Consider the following 17,447-nt stretch of genomic DNA (forward strand, 5'->3'; position numbering starts at 1 on the left):
GTATTGTATCGAACTCGTTCTTGAGTTGATTGTATTTTATATAAGGGGCTGTTACCTAATGCCAAATTATCATCGTTGGCTAGATCGGCTGCAAGTGATGGATCTCAAGTATCGTCCATCTTCAGTATATTTATCGCTTTTAGTGTTAGTTTCTATTCTTTTTGGGGCTTGGATAAGTTTTCTGCTATTAAGCAGCGATGAGCCTGTTGTTAAGCATATCAGCAGCAAGACTCAACGCTTGACCGCTGAGTTAGAGGCACAGACCCAACTACTTGCAACCCGAAATTTAGAGCTGTCCGTCGAGCGCGAGGCTAATACCCAAATGCAAGAAATGTTTGGCCAGCAAATGAAAAAGCAAAAAGAATTGGAACATGAGCTGGCGTTTTACCGCAGCATTATGACACCGGATGATAATGCTGAAGGCGTCGCTATTCACGGACTTGAAATGACGCCGGGCGCTTTGGCCGATGAATACCATCTCAAGTTGGTGTTGACTCAGTTGCAAAAGCGTAAGCAAGCTATTCAAGGTCGAACTGAATTGACGCTCATTGGTGTGCAAGATGGTAAATCTGTTAGCTTGAGTGTGAACAAACTCACGGGTTCTAAGTTGGAATTTGATTTTCGCTATTTTCAAGTCATAGATACCAAGGTCACTGTTCCTGCTGGCTTTAATTTACAACAAGTGAAAGTCAAAGTGCTGGTGCCTTCGAGCCGCTGGACTAAGAATTCGCAGACCGAACATGTCTATAGTGCCCCTGAGTTATTACAGGGTGAAAAAGAACCACGGGTAATACTTGAACAAAACAGTCAGGTAAAGGATAATTTGCCCCAGAAAACTGATGTAAGAGGTAGTAATGACTGATCAAGCTGATACAGCAATGCCAATCCAATTTACCGATGCGGCAGCCGCCAAGGTGAAAGGTTTGCTGGAAGAAGAGCAAAATCCTGCACTTAAGCTACGAGTCTATGTGACTGGTGGTGGTTGTTCTGGATTTCAGTACGGCTTTACCTTTGATGAAAAGGTCAATGACGGCGATTTTACGATAGAAAAACAAGGCGTTCTCTTGGTTGTCGATCCTATGAGCCTACAATATTTAGTCGGTGGTGAAGTGGATTACACTTCAGGACTGGAAGGTTCTCGCTTCTTCGTGAAAAACCCTAACGCAACCACAACCTGTGGCTGTGGTGCCAGTTTCTCTGTGTAAAAAGTTTTTCTGTTTAATGATGACTAACTTTGCATCTTTTTAGGTGTGGAGTGAGATCAAAAAAGCCGTCGCAATGACGGCTTTTTGTTGGGCTAAATTTATTTTCTACAAGAGCTTAGCTCATGATGTTCAGGTTAAGCTTAGGTTTAAACCATGCCTTTACCTTTTTATCAAAGGCTATCCAAACTTGCAGTAATGACAAGACGATCAAAGCGATAAAAATCACATAGTCAGGCAGTTTTCCCTGCCATTCACCTAAGTACACTGTCGTTGGACCTACCACTAAGTTGCCCGGATCGTACATGATCACTGGCAGCATGCTAATCAATCCAAGCTGCACGACTGTGTAGCCGCGCAGCATGATAAGCCCTGCTTTTTGCCGACCGATAATGGCAATCACCATCAGGAGGGTTAGCAGACAAAATAACACCCCTTGTTTAGCGATTAAGCCACTCACTGACGCAACAACATACACTAGCAATAGGGCAATGAGTCGTTTCGGAAAGTGCTGACTCAGGGCTGTACTTGCCTCTGGTGTCGGTATCGCCGATTTTTGCTCGCTCATAGGCATTCTCGTTTAGCGATAGTGATTAGTGGCTTTGCTTAGGCGCTAATCTTTGATCTAACTCATAAGGCGGGATTACCACACCTAAATCATCTAATACAGGGAATACGGCGACAAAGAGGTCGTCATCTTCCATGCCTGGCACCCATCTTTCGTGAAATTCATCGAGTGGAATCGCTAACGTTTGGCAATCACTCCATTCATCCACAGCCCAAGAATCAGCGGCTTCTTCGGTTGGCCACATTGGGATGCAATCTTCTTCTTCAGTGGTTAACATCACGCAACCGTCTTGGTCTTGTAATGTCCAAAGTATTTTGTGTTCTTTAACTTGTTCAACGAGGTAATCGTAACGGGCTTCTGGCGTCATTGCTGCTGTCTCAGCGAGGTTTTTAACAGTCTTGCTCATGAAAAATATCTCTTTTGCTTGGATAGGGCGAAGCCTGTTGTGTCTCTAATGTAAAAACCTAGGGCACAGCAAAATTCGCCAGTTGGCTAAATGGTAACATTAGAGCGGGATTAGAAAAAGAACAACAGCGCCAAGAGAGCGCTGTTGTGTTAGATCTTCGGCTTTTATTCTACCGAGCGGAAGTAACGATAGATAAAGCCCGCCAAAATGGCGCCGACAATCGGTGCTACCCAGAACAACCAGAGTTGTGATACCGCCCAGTCACCGACAAACAGTGCAGGGCCTGTGCTACGCGCTGGGTTCACCGAAGTATTGGACACAGGAATACTAATAAGGTGAATTAGGGTTAAACCTAACCCTATGGCAATTGGGGCAAATCCCTTAGGCGCTCGCTCATCGGTGGCGCCTAAAATAATAATCAAGAAGAACAGTGTCATAACGATTTCACAAATCATCACCGACAGCATGCTATAGCCACCCGGTGAGTGCTCACCAAAACCGTTAGAGGCAAATCCGCCCGCGAGTGAAAATCCCTCTTGTCCTGAAGCGATGAGATACAAGATGCCTGCGCCAACAATTCCACCCGCGACTTGGGCTACGATATAGGGCAATAATTCTGCTGCCGGAAAACGTCCCCCAGCCCAAAGGCCGAATGACACTGCAGGGTTGAGATGACAACCTGAAATATGGCCAATCGCAAAGGCCATGGTTAATACGGTTAATCCAAAAGCTAAAGCGACGCCGAGTAAGCCTATGCCCACCTCGGGAAATGCAGCGGCAAGTACCGCACTGCCACAACCTCCAAGGACTAACCACAAGGTGCCAAGAAATTCTGCCGCCATTTTTTGTGACATGTTCATTGTTTGATTTCCTATTCTTTTAAAGACGCTTGCTTGTTAATCAGTGCGTCTTTATTCCTAATTTACCTGCCTATTAACGGATCTTGTCTGAGTGAGCAAAATCGCGCTGTAGACATGAGTTCCCTTAAAACCAGTTTCTTATTGGACGCCTATGAGGCTATTCCTAAGTGTTTGAGCTGTTTAGAGCAATATCCTGTATCCGTTTTCACTATAGTGAGACTTGATTAAGCTTCAGTGACGAAACTTTTTTTACTCATGCTTCTGTCACTAAATGCTTCAGTAATTAAGAATAGATGGCTTTAAAATAGCTGCTGATTTTCTTGATAAATTTAGGCAGGAAGAGGGGGAAAAGATTAGTTTGTCTTTTAAAGACAACAAGAGCTTCATGTAGAAGCTCTTGTTTAGGTTATCGCTTGAGTATTTTGCGAAGGCCAATTACTTTGCGCTAAATCGTCCGCCGAGTACGGCTTCGCGGGAGGCGCCTGTTACTGCAGGGAGATTAGCGGGTAAACCTAAGTGATTGCGCATGGCGAGCCAGGCAAAGGCGATGCCTTCTGCCCACTTAGGATCGACGCCAAGGGCCGAGGTAGTATCCAGCTTATAACCTGGTAATAAGGCTGCAAGACGCTGCATCAGTTGACCATTAAATGCACCGCCGCCACAGACGAATAATTCTCCTTCATTGGATAGTTTTATAATGTCTTGGGCTATGCTGTGGCAGGTTAAATCCAATAAAGTTGATTGAATATCTTCTTCATCTAAATGATTAAAGGGCGATAATTGCTGCTCTAACCAAGCTTGGTTAAACAGTTCGCGACCAGTGCTTTTAGGGTAAGCAAGGGAAAAATACGGATGCGAAAGCAACTGAGTTAATAAGCTTTGATCAGTTTTTCCGGATGCAGCCCATTCGCCATTTTTATCGAAGGGCTCACTTTTAACCTGTTGCATCCAGGCATCAATTAAGGTGTTACCTGGTCCTGTATCAAAGCCTAAGACTTCTTCGCTATTGCCCGGCAGATAGGTGATATTGGCAATACCACCAATATTGAGAATGACACGTTTTTTACCGACTTGGGCAAAGGTTTGCTGGTGGAATGCGGGTACTAAGGGCGCGCCTTGCCCACCAAGGGCAATATCTTTGCGACGAAAATCGGCAATGACATCTATGCCTGTTTCGGTCGCAATAGTATTAGGATCGCCAATTTGTAAGGTAAAACCCACTTCGAGGTTTGGCATATGGCGCACAGTTTGACCATGGCTACCAATGGCGATGATATCTTCTTTCGCAATAGTACATTTAGCCATCAGATTATTGACTGCTAAGGCAAACAGCTGACCCACATTTCGATCTAAACGGCCGAGGCGGTTAATTTCATCTGAGCTGGGTAAGCACAGGCGCTGTAGACCTTTGAGTAAATGGCTCGGAATAGCTTCGGTATGACTGGCGATAAGCTGCGGCTGCGCGCCTGAAAAGTCGACCAATACTGCATCGACACCGTCCATGCTGGTGCCTGACATAAGTCCAATATAATAAGCGTTTTTCATTGGGAGGAATCCATCCGTCGTTATTGCATTGCCAATTGCGTTTGCTTGTTTTGCGAAAGTGTAGTCATCAATTGCTTGCTAAGTGCATCGAATTGATTTTTTTCTTTTCTCGCAATTGATTCGGATTTCGGTAGCGTAATCGTTCTCGGGTTGCGGTGTACGCCATTGACGATAAATTCGTAATGTAAATGAGCCCCAGTGACACGGCCTGTTTTACCTAAAGTACCAATAATTTGTCCTTGCTTAACGTTGGCGCCTTTGCTGACATTACGTTTTGTGAGGTGTAGATATTTGGTGGTATAGGTATCGTTATGTTTGATAAACACATAGTTACCGTTGAATTGATTATAACCAGACTCAATAACGCGTCCACTACCCGCAGCTTTAATGGGCGTGCCAATGGCTGCGACATAGTCTACACCGCGATGGGCTTTGACTTGGCCTGTCACTGGGTGCAAACGTCTTGGGTTAAAGTTGGAGCTGACATACTTAAAATCGACCGGTGAGCGCAGGAAGGCTTTACGCATACTAGTGCCATTTTCGGAATAGTAGTTACCGTCGGTATAGCGAATGGCAGTATAGCGCTCATCTTGGTTAACAAATTCTGCAGCTAAGATATTGCCATTACGCAAAAATTCACCATCGGCATATTCTTGCTCGTAAATAATGGCAAAGCTGTCGCCTTCGCGTAAGTCTAAGGCAAAGTCGATATCCCAGCCGAATACGGTCGATAATTGTAATATCTGGTTAGCAGACATGCCTGCATCCACGGCGGCATTCCAGAAATTGCTCTTAATTTTGGCACTGGTGAAATGGTTGCGGATTTCCACATCCTTTTCGGAGATTTTTTCGTTGTATTGCTCTTGGCTTTTAGTGATGACTAGCGTGGAAATAGCATCGACCCGATAACGCACTTCAGTCAAATTACCGTTTGCATCCTTTGAAATCACAATTTCTTCGCCCGGCATTATCTTAAGTAAGTTTTGCTTGGCTAAAGGCAACTGGGTGATTTCATAAACGTCTTTGCTGGTTAAGCCAGCGCGGTCAAATACCGCGGCTAAAGTATCACCATTTTTGACGTTAAAATGTTCGACATCTCTGTGGAGAGCGCTTTCGTGGGATCCTGCGGCTTGATTATTAGCTCCAGCTGCAGCGAGCGCATCGGGTGAGGATAACGGTTCAGCCGTTGTCGGAGCATTATCTGTTTGACCTTCTGGCAACTCAGGGCGTTCAGGCGAGCGAAAAGCTAAGGGCACATCATAACGGGTGTTGATTTGAGCTTGGTCATCAATGCTAGTGGTTTGTCTTGAAGCTTGCGCTTCTTCAGAAGGTAGAAGCATGGTTATCATTGTGATAACTGAAAGAATGCTAAGGAGAATTTGATGCTTTTTAGGCAACAATTTAAATAACGTTATAACCTTTCCCATTGACGCCGATACCAATAACCAGAGACTTAAATAATCCCGTTAGTGTACACACTTTCAATTGTGGTGGCTAACAAGTAACATAAGTCTCTTCATTTTATGATCATGGCCTTAGGAGTCCCTGCCGAGATGGCTGATTTAGACCAAGTATTAGCAGAAATTAGACGTGGTACCGATGAGATTTTACTCGAAGCGGATCTGCTGGAAAAACTCAAAGAAGGACGTCCACTCCGTATTAAGTTAGGCGCTGACCCTACCGCTCCGGATATCCATCTTGGACATACAGTAATCTTAAATAAATTAAGATTATTCCAAGAGTTAGGTCATGAAGTCATTTTTTTGATTGGTGACTTTACTGGTATGGTGGGGGACCCAAGTGGTAAAAATAGCACACGTCCGCCGCTCACCCGTGAACAAGTTTTAGCGAACGCAGAAACCTATAAAGAACAGGTTTACAAGATCCTCGATCCTGCTAAGACTCGTATCGAATTCAACTCAAGCTGGTTAGAGCCATTGGGCGCTGCTGGTATGATCCGTCTCGCGTCTAAGCAAACTGTGGCTCGTATGATGGAGCGCGATGACTTTAAGAAGCGTTATGCCTCGGGTCAGTCGATTGCGATTCATGAGTTTATGTATCCTTTACTTCAGGGCTATGACTCAGTTGCGCTACAGGCCGATGTTGAGCTGGGTGGTACAGATCAAAAGTTCAACCTGTTAATGGGCCGTGAACTGCAAAAAGCTGAAGGCCAAAAGCCACAAGCTGTGATCATGATGCCGCTGCTCGAAGGTTTAGACGGCGTGAAGAAAATGTCTAAATCGGCGCATAACTATATTGGCGTGAGCGAACCTGCCAATGAAATGTTTGGCAAGCTGATGTCAATTTCGGATGACTTGATGTGGCGCTACTTTGAACTACTGTCATTCCGCCCACTGGCTGAAATTGAACAGTTTAAGCAAGATGTGGCGAATGGGTCTAACCCACGTGACACTAAAATCGCCTTAGCTAAGGAAATTATCACACGTTTCCACGATGCAGCGTCTGCCGAAAGTGCGCATCAAGCCTTTGTCGATCGTTCTAAGGGCATGATCCCCGATGATATCGAAGAAATTGAGTTAGCTGCGGGTGAAGGTATTGCGATTGGCAATCTGTTGAAAGACGCTGACTTAGTGTCATCGACTTCAGAAGCGATGCGGATGATCAAGCAAGGCGCGGTGAAGATGGACGGCGAAAAGCTAGAAGATAGCCGTATGACTTTGTTCGCGGGTACTGTTGCTGTATTCCAAGTCGGTAAACGTAAGTTTGCCAAAGTGACTTTGGTATAGTGACGTTGGTTTAGTTAGGTTTACGCTACAGTAAGTTTAAACGAACAAAAAGAGCGCCTTAGGGCGCTCTTTGTTTTTGAATCTTTTGACAATACAAGATTAAGGCGCTGTGCTGGCCTCATGCTCGGCGATATTACATCTGTCGGTGCCAAAGTGTTGCCCACCACTGCATTTCCATGCCAATTGGGCCGAACTTACCTGCCAAAGTTTAGCGTTTTGTTTCAGTGAGATAATCAACAGCATCTGTGGATGCTGCTTGGAAAGCTCGCTCACTTGATAGGTTAAAATGCCGTCTTTATTGGTTTGAGTTCGCACTAAGGTAAATTTGTTGCCTGCATATTGGCTGCTGATTTTATTGGGATCTTCCGACCAAGGCTGATGTTGTGCCTGAGCGGTACGTAGTTGTTGATTAAAATGGCTTACTGGCTGAACGGCGTAGGAAACGATAATGGGCTGTAAGGCCTGTGCTTTGGTGGCCAGTATTAAGCCATTAAGGGCGAGTAGGGCAATCAATCCAAAAAACTTCATACAAACCTCATTGAAACGAAACGGCTCAGTCAATTTTTCAAAGGTGAAATACGCAGTGGTATTGACTCATTGTTAGTTTCGACTCGTTTTTAGGGCTCAAGTTTCAAAGACGGATAAATTTTGTGACTACTGCATCGCTAATTGGTCAGACATGGTCTGGTAATCGATTAGGTCGACATGTTCCGTTACTCTGCGATTGAGCATGTCGATCTTAAGGCTTGTCACACCAGGTATCGCAACATCGATGATTTTCCCCGGTTTGCCAAATTGTTCACCTGGACCCTTGAAATGATAGTTACCTATCATCACTACTAAAGAGCCTGCGTTATACATATGTTCTATGTTGAAGTTGTACTCGAGCACGCCCTCGTGGGCGCGCTCAAGGAAGTCGATGATGAAGCGGCCGCCAGTGTATTTACGGTTGGCGGTTTTGTCGAAGAAGACGCTTTCGCGGTTATAGAATTTTCGGAGTGTCTTATAGTCGTGTTCAGTTAGCGCATTCATATATTTTACGGCTAACTGCTGTTCTTGTGGCATTTCACCTGAGTTGGCTTGTGCCGCTGCAGGATTGAGGGCTGGAACAAAAATGAGGCACAAAATAAAACACAATATTCGCAAACTATTCCCTCTTGGTCTTGAGATCAAAGGCCGGTAATGAAAGATGCCACTTGATGGCACTTAAGCGGATTAATAGGGCACTGGCCATCGCCAGAAACAGCGCCATTTTTTCGCCCATACCGTAGGCTAAGCTCACGGTATAGCCGATACCACCTATGATCGAAGCTGTGGCATAGACTTCTGTGCGTAAGACCATAGGAACTTGTCTACACAGTAAGTCTCGAATAATGCCTCCTCCCACGCCTGTGATCAAGCCCATTACGACGGCAATCATCCCACTCAAGCCCATATTGAGTGCCTTTTCAGCACCTATCACGGTAAAGAGGGCCAATCCAAAGGCATCTGCAACGGGTAAAATATACTCGGGTACCTTACGAGGGCGACGGACTAATAGCAAACAGACGAGCACGGTCGCGAGGATCACTATGATGTAATTAGGGTCGCGGATCCAGAACACTGGCGTTGCACCAATTAAGGCATCACGAATACTGCCACCACCGACAGCGGTAACCGAGGCGAGCACGATAACGCCAAAGGGGTCCATTCTATGGCGTCCAGCGGCAAGTGCGCCGGATAATGCAAATACAGCGGTACCCCATAAATCAAAAAAGTAGATCCACTGGCTCATTTACTCATCTCTTTGATATGGATATTTAATGCGTCAACAGAGATGCGGATTTCAATCACAGATAAAATCAGTGAATAGAGCAAGAGCAGTAGGCTAGCGCCAAAAATCACTGAGCCGGTTTTATTAAAGCCGATATAGATAAAAATCATACACAGTACGCATAGGGCAAAGCTTGACACGCCTGCTTCCTGCATTCGACGAATGATAGTAATACGCTGGCTCAGGTTCTTAATTTGATCTTTATGTACGGGTTTTTCACCATTGCTTAAATTTCGGATTAATGCGGCTAAGGCAAAAAAACGATTGGTATAAGCTAATAATAACAATGAGATAGCAGGAAATAACAACGCAGGTGTTGTTAATGAAACATGCATGTTTTCGAGCAAGATGGTCAGCCTTTAACTTCACGTTGAGATAATGCGGCATCATATCACAGGCTTTGTAACCAACGTAAACTTGCCCATAACAAGGGCAGTATAATGATAAAGCTAAACCAGATAGCACAGGCACGTGAGGTCAGCTTAATTGCAGGCGTGATGTCATCACTGGTTGGCTGCGGACCGTAGCACAATTTATCCACATTGATACGCACGCCAGCAAACTTCTGTGGTCCACCGAGCTCGATTCTCAAAATACTGGCCACGAGATTCACACTGAGAACATAACCTCGAATAGCGTGATGATTTTTAGGGGCTCTAAAAAGTTTTGCAAACGCCTTAGGCCCGCCTTGAATGGCGAGCGACAGGCTCCACAACCAAGCCGGAATCGCCAGCAAGATAATGGATACACGATTCACAGTACTGCAGAAATGTTGATACTTTGGTTGAATGGGCGGCCAGCTCAATTCGAGTTGTTTGAGCATGCGCACTGCTAGCACTAGCGGTGCTCCAGCAATAGCGAAAAAGAAAATGGTCGATGCTGTGCCGTAAATAGGTGCAGTGGCGAGTTTTTCTATGGTGGCTTTGGCTAGGCCGATTTCCGACAAACTATCGGTATCGCGCACCACCCAAGGCTGTAAAAGCTTTTTTGCGCTGGCATTATCTCCACGTTTTAAGGCCTTAGCGATTTCATCGGCAACTTGGCTAAACCCTGCATCGGTTAAACACAGATAAAGCACCAAAAATTCGAAAAACCATGGAAAGGCAGCCAGTTCGAGTAAAAAGGTGATAATGGCCCAAAATGGAAACAGCAATAGCAACATAGCTAAAAAGCCTGCTGTGGCTTGTTGGCTTGGAGATCGTTCAGGGCGATTCACTTTGGCTGCGAGTTGCTTGGCTAAATGGCTAAACCAAATAAGCGGCTGCATTTCCCGTGGCAATGGCGCTAACCGCGCCAATAACAAAGCAAAAAAAAGTACCAAAAAGCCTTCAAACAAAGCGCCATCTATCTCGACAAGTTGTTGATAAAAAGAGGTGTGCATTCGGTACTTTCCACTTAAGTGATTATTTTACTGCGCTAGGATTCAGTTGCTCAAGCAGCAACATCACCATCAGAGCCGAGTGATAACCCGCTTTGACAATATAAGAGTCGAAATCCACTGGCGAGTCATTGTTGGCGTTATCCGATAAAGAGCGGATCACCACAAATGGCACTCCAAACTGATGACAAACTTGAGCGATTGCCGCGCCTTCCATCTCACAGGCGGCCATAGTCGGGAAGTTTTTGAGCATGGCTTGGGTGCGAACAGGATCGCAAATAAAGCTGTCGCCAGTACAAATCAAACCTTCAATCGCTTTGACTTCACCCAGTTGAGCAATCGCTTTGTTGGCGGCTTCAACTAAATGTGCGGCAGGAATAAACGCAGCAGGTTGCTGTGCCATTTGGCCAATTTCATAACCAAAGGCGGTGACATCCACATCATGATGACGTACTTCAGAAGAAATCACGATATCGCCAATGGCCAGCGAATCCACAAAACCACCGGCAGAACCAGTGTTGATCACCGCATCCGGCGCATATTTTTCGATGAGTAGCGTGGTCGCAATACTTGCGGCGACTTTACCTATGCCTGAGCGAGTCACTACTACGTCTTTACCCGCGAGAGTACCAGCAATAAATTCAATACCAGCAATGGTTTGCGATGTCGCATTTGTCATGGCGGCGATCAGGTGAGCGACTTCTGGCTCCATTGCGCCAATAATTCCAATTTTCATGGGAGACCTTTTTGATTCAACACTTAAAGAGTGGGACACGGTAATGCTGGCTAATATACCACACAGTTTTATGCAGTCGTTATGGCGAGATTGGGATTGCTTGATAATCGCGGGGTAAAACGCGGGAGGGTTAACGGAAAAGTGCGCCCCTAAGATGCGCGCTTTATCTATCTATTTTATCCATCAACCGATTGCGATAAGCCACAAGCCAATGACTGAACTCGTTTGCACGAGTCCAGCCATTAGAGTGCTTGTTAAAATGACAAGGGTAAAATGTTTTTTACCGATAAAACAAACACATTGGTACTGAATCTATAGCACTTAGTCTAAGTAATTAAGAATACCTTGGGCGGCATCGCGACCTTCGGCAATGGCTGTCACGACTAAGTCAGAACCGCGCACCATATCACCTCCGGCAAACACTTTCGGGTTGGTAGTTTGGAATGGGTTTTCATCTAACTTATTTGCTTTGACTCGGCCCCATTGATCGAGCTCGATACCGTGTTCGGCAAACCAAGGTGCAGGGCTTGGTTGAAAACCAAAGGCGATAATAATGGTATCGGCTTCGAGCAACTGCTCGCTACCTGCAATCGCTTCAGCGCGTTGACGACCGCTTGCATCGGCCTTGCCCATGGCAGTTTCGACGCATTCAATGCCGATCACTTTGCCATCTTGGGTTTTAATCGCCACAGGTTGACGGTTAAACAGGAAGTTAACCCCTTCCTCGCGCGCATTTTGCACTTCGCGGCGTGAACCTGGCATGTTGGCCTCGTCTCGGCGGTAAGCACAGACTACGCTGCTGGCACCTTGTCTGACGGCTGTGCGCACGCAATCCATCGCAGTATCACCACCGCCTAATACCACCACACGTTTACCTTCAAGGTTCAGGTAGGGCGTTTGCGCATCTTGAGTGCCCATTAAATGATGGGTGTTACCAATCAAATAGGGCAGGGCTTGGTATACGCCTTGGGCATCTTCACCCTCAAGACCCGCTTTCATGGCAGTATAAGTGCCCATACCGAGGAAGACGGCATCGTATTCTTCGAGCAGTTGAGTAAATGGGATATCCTTACCTACAGTGACCCCGAGTTTGAACTCAATGCCCATGCCTTCTAATACATTGCGACGGGTCGCCATAACGGCTTTGTCGAGTTTAAAAGACGGAATACCGTAGGTGAGTAGCCCACCAATTTGTGGATATTTATCAAAGACCACAGCTTTAACACCGTTGCGAGACAGAATATCCGCGCAGCCTAAACCCGCAGGACCGGCGCCGACAATCGCCACTCGTTCAGGGCGTGGCGTGACCTTGCTCATATCGGGGCGCCAGCCTTGGGCGATAGCGGTATCGGTAATGTATTTTTCGACATTACCGATAGTGACAGCGCCAAAGTCGTCGTTCAGAGTACAAGCACCTTCACAGAGTCTGTCCTGTGGACAAACACGGCCGCAGATTTCGGGCAGAGTGTTGGTCTCATGCACTAAATCTGCCGCTTCCATGATGCGGCCTTGTTCCGCTAGCTTGAGCCAGTTAGGAATATAATTGTGTAGCGGGCATTTCCACTCACAATAAGGATTGCCGCAATCTAAACAGCGGTCCGCTTGCTCAGCTACTTGAGGCTGAGCAAAAGGCTGATAAATCTCAATAAACTGAGTCGCACGTTTAGCTGCAGGGTGTTTAGCGGGGTCTTTACGACCCACTTCAATAAATTGAAAATCGTTACTCATGCGCCATTACCCCGCTTTTACAACTAATTCTGGGCTCGATTGCTCGAGTTTGAGCAGATCGGCCACGGCAATATTTTTAGGTTTCACTAATACGAAGCAATCTAACCAGTTACCAAAATCACTTAAGATCATCTTGGCATGTTCGCTGCCCGTTTCGGCCACGTGGGCTTCAATTAAGCCTTTTAAATGTTGTTGATGGATCGGTGATTCCAGTTTTTGAGTGTCGACAAGTTCAGTATTCACACGGCGATTGAAGCGGCCAAATTGGTCGAACACATAGGCAAAGCCGCCTGTCATACCCGCGCCGAAGTTCACCCCGGTTTTACCAAGGACAACCACGATACCGCTAGTCATGTATTCGCAGCCATTATCGCCAAGCCCTTCGACCACAGCAATCGCCCCTGAGTTACGTACTGCAAAACGCTCGCCCGCTTGACCCGCGGCGAAGAACTTGCCGCCTGTCGCGCCGTAAAGGCACGTGTTCCCGACAATGGCGCTGCGCTCGCTTTGGAATGGACTACCCAGTGGTGGATAAATCACAATCTTACCGCCAGACATCCCTTTACCCACATAGTCGTTGGCATCGCCACAGAGTTTTAACTCAAGGCCTGGGCTGTTCCATACGCCAAAGCTTTGGCCGGCACTGCCGTTAAAGCTCAGTTTGACCGGCGCTTTGGTGCCTTTGACGCCGAGTGTGCTCGCGATATAGCCTGACAACGTCGCGCCAACGGAACGGTCTGTGTTGTTGATGCTGTAAGCTGCATCGAAACTCTCGCCCTTATCGACGGCGCTTTGGCATTCGTTTAATAAATGCTGGTTAAGCAGTCCTAAATCGGCCGGTGGATTGGTTTCTTGCCAAGTGCGTGACGAGGTTGCAGGCACTTTGGGTTGATACAAAATCGGTGACAGATCTAAGCCTTGTTGCTTCGCGGTTTGGCCTTCGAGGGCATATAACCATTCGCTGCGACCGACTAAGTCTTCAAACTTGCTCACCCCTAAGGTCGCCATCCATTCACGAACTTCCTGTGCAACAAACTCAAAGTAAGTCATCACTCGCTCTGGCAGACCATGGTAATGGTTGTCACGCAGGTTTTTATCTTGCGTTGCTACGCCAGTCGCACAGTTGTTCAAGTGGCAAATACGCAGGTATTTACAACCTAGGGCGATCATAGGCACAGTACCAAAACCAAAGCTTTCGGCGCCTAATAACGCGGCTTTAATCACATCGGTACCGGTTTTTAAGCCGCCATCGACCTGCAGGCGAATTTTATGACGTAGACCATTTTCCACTAGCGATTGATGCACTTCGGCTAACCCTAGCTCCCATGGACTGCCCGCATATTTCACTGAGGTAATTGGGCTAGCACCTGTGCCGCCGTCATACCCTGAAATCGTGATCATGTCCGCATAGGCTTTGGCCACGCCGGTGGCGATAGTGCCCACACCGGGTTCTGACACAAGTTTCACTGAAATCAGCGCTTTAGTATTGATTTGCTTCAAGTCGAAAATCAGCTGGGCTAAATCTTCGATAGAGTAAATATCGTGGTGCGGCGGCGGTGAAATCAAGGTCACACCAGGACGTGCATGACGCAGTCCGGCGATTTCAACACTCACTTTATGGCCGGGTAACTGACCACCTTCACCGGGTTTTGCCCCTTGGGCGACTTTAATCTGCAACACATCGGCATTAACTAAATAATGCGCCGTGACACCAAAGCGTGCCGAGGCAATCTGTTTAATCGCAGAGTTGCGTTCAGTATTAAAGCGGCGTGCATCCTCACCACCTTCACCTGAGTTCGAGCGGCCACCTAAGCGGTTCATCGCAATAGCAAGCGCTTCATGAGCTTCAGGGCTCAAGGCGCCGATGCTCATGGCGGCACTGTCAAAACGTGAATATAGATTTGATGCCGCTTCTACATCGGCGACATTAATCGATGTTTGTGCGCCCTTAATACCGATTAAGTCACGCAGTGTGGCCACGGGACGATTGTCGACGAGTTCGGTGAATTTTTTATAGCTCGCGAAGTCTTTGTCAATCAATGATGCTTGCAAGGTGTTGACCACATCAGGGTTGAAACAGTGATACTCGCCGCCCTCAACGTATTTCAGCAGGCCACCTTGCGGTAATGGCACATGGGCACGGTAGGCAGCTTTGTGCAGAATCGCTTGGTCTTGGGCGATGTCTGCAAAGCCTGCGCCCTCGATGCGGCTAATTACGCCTTTAAAACACAGTTCAATCACTTCGCTGGCAATGCCTATTGCTTCAAATTGTTGGCTGCAACGATAAGAGCCGACAGTGCTGATGCCCATTTTGGACATGATCTTACGCAAGCCTTTTTCGATGCCGTAGCGGAAGTTCAACATCAATGCCGTGGTATCGGTTAAGTCATGGCGTTTCGCCAGTTCGGAAATTGACTCATACACTAAATACGGATAAATCGCCGTGGCACCAAAGCCAAGCAATACGGCAAAGTGATGCGGATCTCGCGCCGATGCGGTTTCAACTATGATATTGGTGTCGCAGCGCAGGCTCTTATTTACCAGCATTTGCTGCACAGAACCGACCGCCATGGCCGCGGGGATCACTTGCGCCGTTTTACCTATGGCTCTATCCGAAAGGATCAACAAAGTCGTGCCGCTGCGGGCTAAACGCTCGGCTTCGGCTGTGATACGGCGAATGGCATTTTCTAAGCCTTCCTGTGGTTCGTAATTTAAATCGACAATATTGGCGCGATAGTAAGTGCTATCTAATCCCAGTAACTGGTTAAAATCACTGAATAATAAAATAGGTGAATTGAACATTACCCGGTAAGCATGCCCAGTCGTTTCATTGAAGAGGTTCTGTTCACGGCCAATACAAGTGGTCAATGACATGACGTGCTTTTCACGTAATGGATCTATGGGGGGATTCGTTACTTGAGCAAATTTCTGCCTAAAATAGTCATACAGTGAACGTGACTTTTTCGACAATACCGCCATAGGTGTGTCGTCGCCCATAGAACCTGTGGCTTCTTCACCTTGCTTCGCCAATACCCAAATAACTTGTTCTAATTCCTCACGGGTATAGCCAAATTGTTTTTGGTATTGCAACAATAGTTCAGGGCTTAACTCGCTGGCACCGTGCTGCTCAGAGGCTAAATCTTCCGCTGGCGTTAAAGTACGGCTGTTTTTCGCCATCCACTCTTTGTAAGGGTGGCGGCGTTTAAGATCGTTATCAATTTCAAAAGATTGGTACAGGCGGCCGTTCAAGGTATCTAATACCAGCAATTCGCCAGGCCCAACACGGCCTTTTTCAATCACTTCATCGGCGGCGTAATCCCAAATACCCACTTCGGAGGCTAAGGTCAAAATACGATCTTTTGTGATCACATAACGCGATGGACGCAGACCATTTCGGTCAACAGCGCAGGCGGCATGGCGACCGTTTGTCATCACAATACCTGCCGGACCATCCCAAGGCTCCATGTGCATAGAGTTAAAGTCGTAGAAGGCTTTTAATTCGTCATCCATTTCCGGATTACTTTGCCAAGCAGGCGGGATCAATAGACGCATGGCACGGTATAAGTCCATGCCACCAGATAACAGCATTTCCAGCATATTATCTAAAGATGAAGAGTCTGAGCCTGTTTCATTCACAAAGGGAGCGGCCTGCTGCAAATCTGGCAGTAGCGGCGAATTAAACTTATAGGCACGGGCGCGGGCCCATTGACGGTTACCCGTAATCGTATTGATTTCGCCGTTATGGGCTAAATATCTAAACGGCTGAGCTAATGGCCATTTAGGAGAAGTATTTGTTGAGAAACGTTGATGGAATAGGCAGATAGAGCTTTTTAAGCGAATGTCCGCGAGATCGGGATAAAACGCGGGCAAGTCTACAGGCATCATCAGACCTTTATAGACGATAACTTGGCCAGACAAACTCGCGACATAGAAGTCTTTGTCGTCGGTGATCTGCTGCTCTAAGCGGCGACGCGCCATATAAAGGCGGCGTTCCAAGTCTTTCTCACGCCAGCCAATGGGGGCGTTGATCAGCACTTGATAGATTTGTGGCAGACTAGCCTTGCCAATTTCACCTAACACATCGGGATTGACAGGCACCTTGCGCCAGCCTGCAATACTTAAGGTTTCACGCTCGAGTTCGCGCTCAAGAATAAACTTGGCTTGGTCAGCTAGTTCATCGTCTTGACTTAAAAACAGCATACCTACGGCAAATTTTCGGCTCAAATGCCAATCATTTTCCGCAGCAATCGCTTCAAAAAATTGCACGGGTAATTGCATTAATAAACCGCAGCCGTCGCCAGTGCGACCGTCGGAGGCAATGCCCCCGCGGTGCTTCATGCGATCTAGACCATGGATTGCCGTGCGCACTATACGGTGGCTGGCTTCGCCATCCATCTGTGCTATCAACCCAAAACCACAATTGTCCCGCTCAAAACTGGGATGATATAAGCTCATACAAAAACC

The 17,447-nt window shown here is 46.8% G+C and carries 16 protein-coding genes; 3 read left to right on the forward strand and 13 right to left on the reverse strand.

Features of this window, described 5'->3' with window-relative positions:
* Positions 1-58 precede the first annotated feature (58 nt).
* Together L5L97_RS00575 and erpA are read left to right on the forward strand one after the other, a co-directional pair.
* On the forward strand, positions 59-862 hold the full coding sequence (locus tag L5L97_RS00575; RefSeq protein ID WP_105249880.1) for a DUF6776 family protein: 804 nt from the start codon (positions 59-61) through the stop codon (positions 860-862).
* Positions 855-1,205, forward strand: a complete 351-nt coding sequence (gene erpA / locus L5L97_RS00580) for an iron-sulfur cluster insertion protein ErpA (protein ID WP_006080742.1) — start codon at positions 855-857, stop codon at positions 1,203-1,205. Before L5L97_RS00575 ends, erpA begins: the two co-directional genes overlap by 8 nt.
* A gap of 115 nt (positions 1,206-1,320) precedes the next feature.
* Here the strand turns inward: erpA and L5L97_RS00585 are convergent, their stop codons facing one another.
* The 5 genes from L5L97_RS00585 to L5L97_RS00605 form a co-directional block, all read right to left on the reverse strand.
* On the reverse strand, positions 1,321-1,770 hold the full coding sequence (locus L5L97_RS00585; RefSeq protein ID WP_168823456.1) for a hypothetical protein: 450 nt from the start codon (positions 1,768-1,770) through the stop codon (positions 1,321-1,323).
* 25 nt (positions 1,771-1,795) lie between these two features.
* A complete protein-coding gene (locus tag L5L97_RS00590) occupies positions 1,796-2,176 on the reverse strand; it encodes a DUF2750 domain-containing protein (RefSeq protein ID WP_028760853.1) in 381 nt (126 codons plus the stop codon).
* Positions 2,177-2,340: 164 nt separating this feature from the next.
* Positions 2,341-3,036, reverse strand: coding sequence for an aquaporin Z (aqpZ, locus tag L5L97_RS00595; RefSeq protein WP_168823454.1), 696 nt, complete (start codon positions 3,034-3,036; stop codon positions 2,341-2,343).
* 435 nt (positions 3,037-3,471) lie between these two features.
* Positions 3,472-4,581 (reverse strand): anhydro-N-acetylmuramic acid kinase, encoded by a 1,110-nt coding sequence (locus tag L5L97_RS00600; protein ID WP_212599972.1) that lies wholly within the window; start codon positions 4,579-4,581, stop codon positions 3,472-3,474.
* Between the two features lie 20 nt (positions 4,582-4,601).
* Positions 4,602-6,008 carry a peptidoglycan DD-metalloendopeptidase family protein gene (locus L5L97_RS00605; protein ID WP_219252987.1) on the reverse strand — a complete coding sequence of 469 codons (1,407 nt, stop codon included), beginning with the start codon at positions 6,006-6,008 and terminating at the stop codon, positions 4,602-4,604.
* Positions 6,009-6,134: 126 nt separating this feature from the next.
* On the opposite strand from L5L97_RS00605, the gene tyrS reads away from it, so the two are divergent.
* On the forward strand, positions 6,135-7,328 hold the full coding sequence (tyrS, locus tag L5L97_RS00610) for a tyrosine--tRNA ligase (protein ID WP_263180801.1): 1,194 nt from the start codon (positions 6,135-6,137) through the stop codon (positions 7,326-7,328).
* Between the two features lie 99 nt (positions 7,329-7,427).
* On the opposite strand, the gene L5L97_RS00615 is transcribed toward tyrS, so the two are convergent.
* The 8 genes from L5L97_RS00615 to gltB all read right to left on the reverse strand — a co-directional run bounded on the left by L5L97_RS00615 (position 7,428) and on the right by gltB (position 17,438).
* The gene (locus L5L97_RS00615; protein WP_263180802.1) at positions 7,428-7,856 is read right to left on the reverse strand and encodes a hypothetical protein; all 429 of its coding nucleotides are present in this window, start codon (positions 7,854-7,856) and stop codon (positions 7,428-7,430) included.
* 126 nt (positions 7,857-7,982) lie between these two features.
* Positions 7,983-8,474 carry a nuclear transport factor 2 family protein gene (locus L5L97_RS00620; protein WP_028760847.1) on the reverse strand — a complete coding sequence of 164 codons (492 nt, stop codon included), beginning with the start codon at positions 8,472-8,474 and terminating at the stop codon, positions 7,983-7,985.
* A gap of 1 nt (position 8,475) precedes the next feature.
* Positions 8,476-9,102, reverse strand: coding sequence for a trimeric intracellular cation channel family protein (locus L5L97_RS00625; protein WP_105249873.1), 627 nt, complete (start codon positions 9,100-9,102; stop codon positions 8,476-8,478).
* Positions 9,099-9,476 (reverse strand): DUF2721 domain-containing protein, encoded by a 378-nt coding sequence (locus L5L97_RS00630; RefSeq protein ID WP_012088590.1) that lies wholly within the window; start codon positions 9,474-9,476, stop codon positions 9,099-9,101. The genes L5L97_RS00625 and L5L97_RS00630 overlap by 4 nt, the downstream gene beginning before the upstream one ends.
* A gap of 56 nt (positions 9,477-9,532) precedes the next feature.
* Positions 9,533-10,522: a cobalamin biosynthesis protein gene (locus L5L97_RS00635; protein ID WP_263180803.1), complete on the reverse strand. Its 990-nt coding sequence runs from the start codon at positions 10,520-10,522 to the stop codon at positions 9,533-9,535.
* 22 nt (positions 10,523-10,544) lie between these two features.
* The gene (locus tag L5L97_RS00640) at positions 10,545-11,255 is read right to left on the reverse strand and encodes a 5'-methylthioadenosine/adenosylhomocysteine nucleosidase (protein ID WP_028760844.1); all 711 of its coding nucleotides are present in this window, start codon (positions 11,253-11,255) and stop codon (positions 10,545-10,547) included.
* A gap of 321 nt (positions 11,256-11,576) precedes the next feature.
* On the reverse strand, positions 11,577-12,983 hold the full coding sequence (locus L5L97_RS00645; protein WP_263180804.1) for an FAD-dependent oxidoreductase: 1,407 nt from the start codon (positions 12,981-12,983) through the stop codon (positions 11,577-11,579).
* A gap of 6 nt (positions 12,984-12,989) precedes the next feature.
* Positions 12,990-17,438, reverse strand: coding sequence for a glutamate synthase large subunit (gene gltB / locus L5L97_RS00650; RefSeq protein WP_263180805.1), 4,449 nt, complete (start codon positions 17,436-17,438; stop codon positions 12,990-12,992).
* Between the last annotated feature and the right edge of the window lie 9 nt (positions 17,439-17,447).

It is taken from the genome of Shewanella sp. SM71 (assembly GCF_025653905.1).
Taxonomy (GTDB): Bacteria; Pseudomonadota; Gammaproteobacteria; order Enterobacterales; family Shewanellaceae; genus Shewanella; species Shewanella oncorhynchi.

Excerpts from the sequence above, each read along its gene's own strand:
- L5L97_RS00590 (WP_028760853.1), bottom strand. The coding sequence starts at position 2,176 with ATGAGCAAGACTGTTAAAAACCTCGCTGAGACAGCAGCAATGACGCCA.
- L5L97_RS00585 (WP_168823456.1), bottom strand. The coding sequence starts at position 1,770 with ATGAGCGAGCAAAAATCGGCGATACCGACACCAGAGGCAAGTACAGCC.
- L5L97_RS00600 (WP_212599972.1), bottom strand. The coding sequence starts at position 4,581 with ATGAAAAACGCTTATTATATTGGACTTATGTCAGGCACCAGCATGGAC.
- L5L97_RS00575 (WP_105249880.1), top strand. The coding sequence starts at position 59 with ATGCCAAATTATCATCGTTGGCTAGATCGGCTGCAAGTGATGGATCTC.
- L5L97_RS00630 (WP_012088590.1), bottom strand. The coding sequence starts at position 9,476 with ATGCATGTTTCATTAACAACACCTGCGTTGTTATTTCCTGCTATCTCA.
- L5L97_RS00645 (WP_263180804.1), bottom strand. The coding sequence starts at position 12,983 with ATGAGTAACGATTTTCAATTTATTGAAGTGGGTCGTAAAGACCCCGCT.
- aqpZ (WP_168823454.1), bottom strand. The coding sequence starts at position 3,036 with ATGAACATGTCACAAAAAATGGCGGCAGAATTTCTTGGCACCTTGTGG.
- L5L97_RS00605 (WP_219252987.1), bottom strand. The coding sequence starts at position 6,008 with ATGGGAAAGGTTATAACGTTATTTAAATTGTTGCCTAAAAAGCATCAA.
- L5L97_RS00615 (WP_263180802.1), bottom strand. The coding sequence starts at position 7,856 with ATGAAGTTTTTTGGATTGATTGCCCTACTCGCCCTTAATGGCTTAATA.
- tyrS (WP_263180801.1), top strand. The coding sequence starts at position 6,135 with ATGGCTGATTTAGACCAAGTATTAGCAGAAATTAGACGTGGTACCGAT.
- erpA (WP_006080742.1), top strand. The coding sequence starts at position 855 with ATGACTGATCAAGCTGATACAGCAATGCCAATCCAATTTACCGATGCG.
- L5L97_RS00625 (WP_105249873.1), bottom strand. The coding sequence starts at position 9,102 with ATGAGCCAGTGGATCTACTTTTTTGATTTATGGGGTACCGCTGTATTT.
- L5L97_RS00635 (WP_263180803.1), bottom strand. The coding sequence starts at position 10,522 with ATGCACACCTCTTTTTATCAACAACTTGTCGAGATAGATGGCGCTTTG.
- gltB (WP_263180805.1), bottom strand. The coding sequence starts at position 17,438 with ATGAGCTTATATCATCCCAGTTTTGAGCGGGACAATTGTGGTTTTGGG.
- L5L97_RS00640 (WP_028760844.1), bottom strand. The coding sequence starts at position 11,255 with ATGAAAATTGGAATTATTGGCGCAATGGAGCCAGAAGTCGCTCACCTG.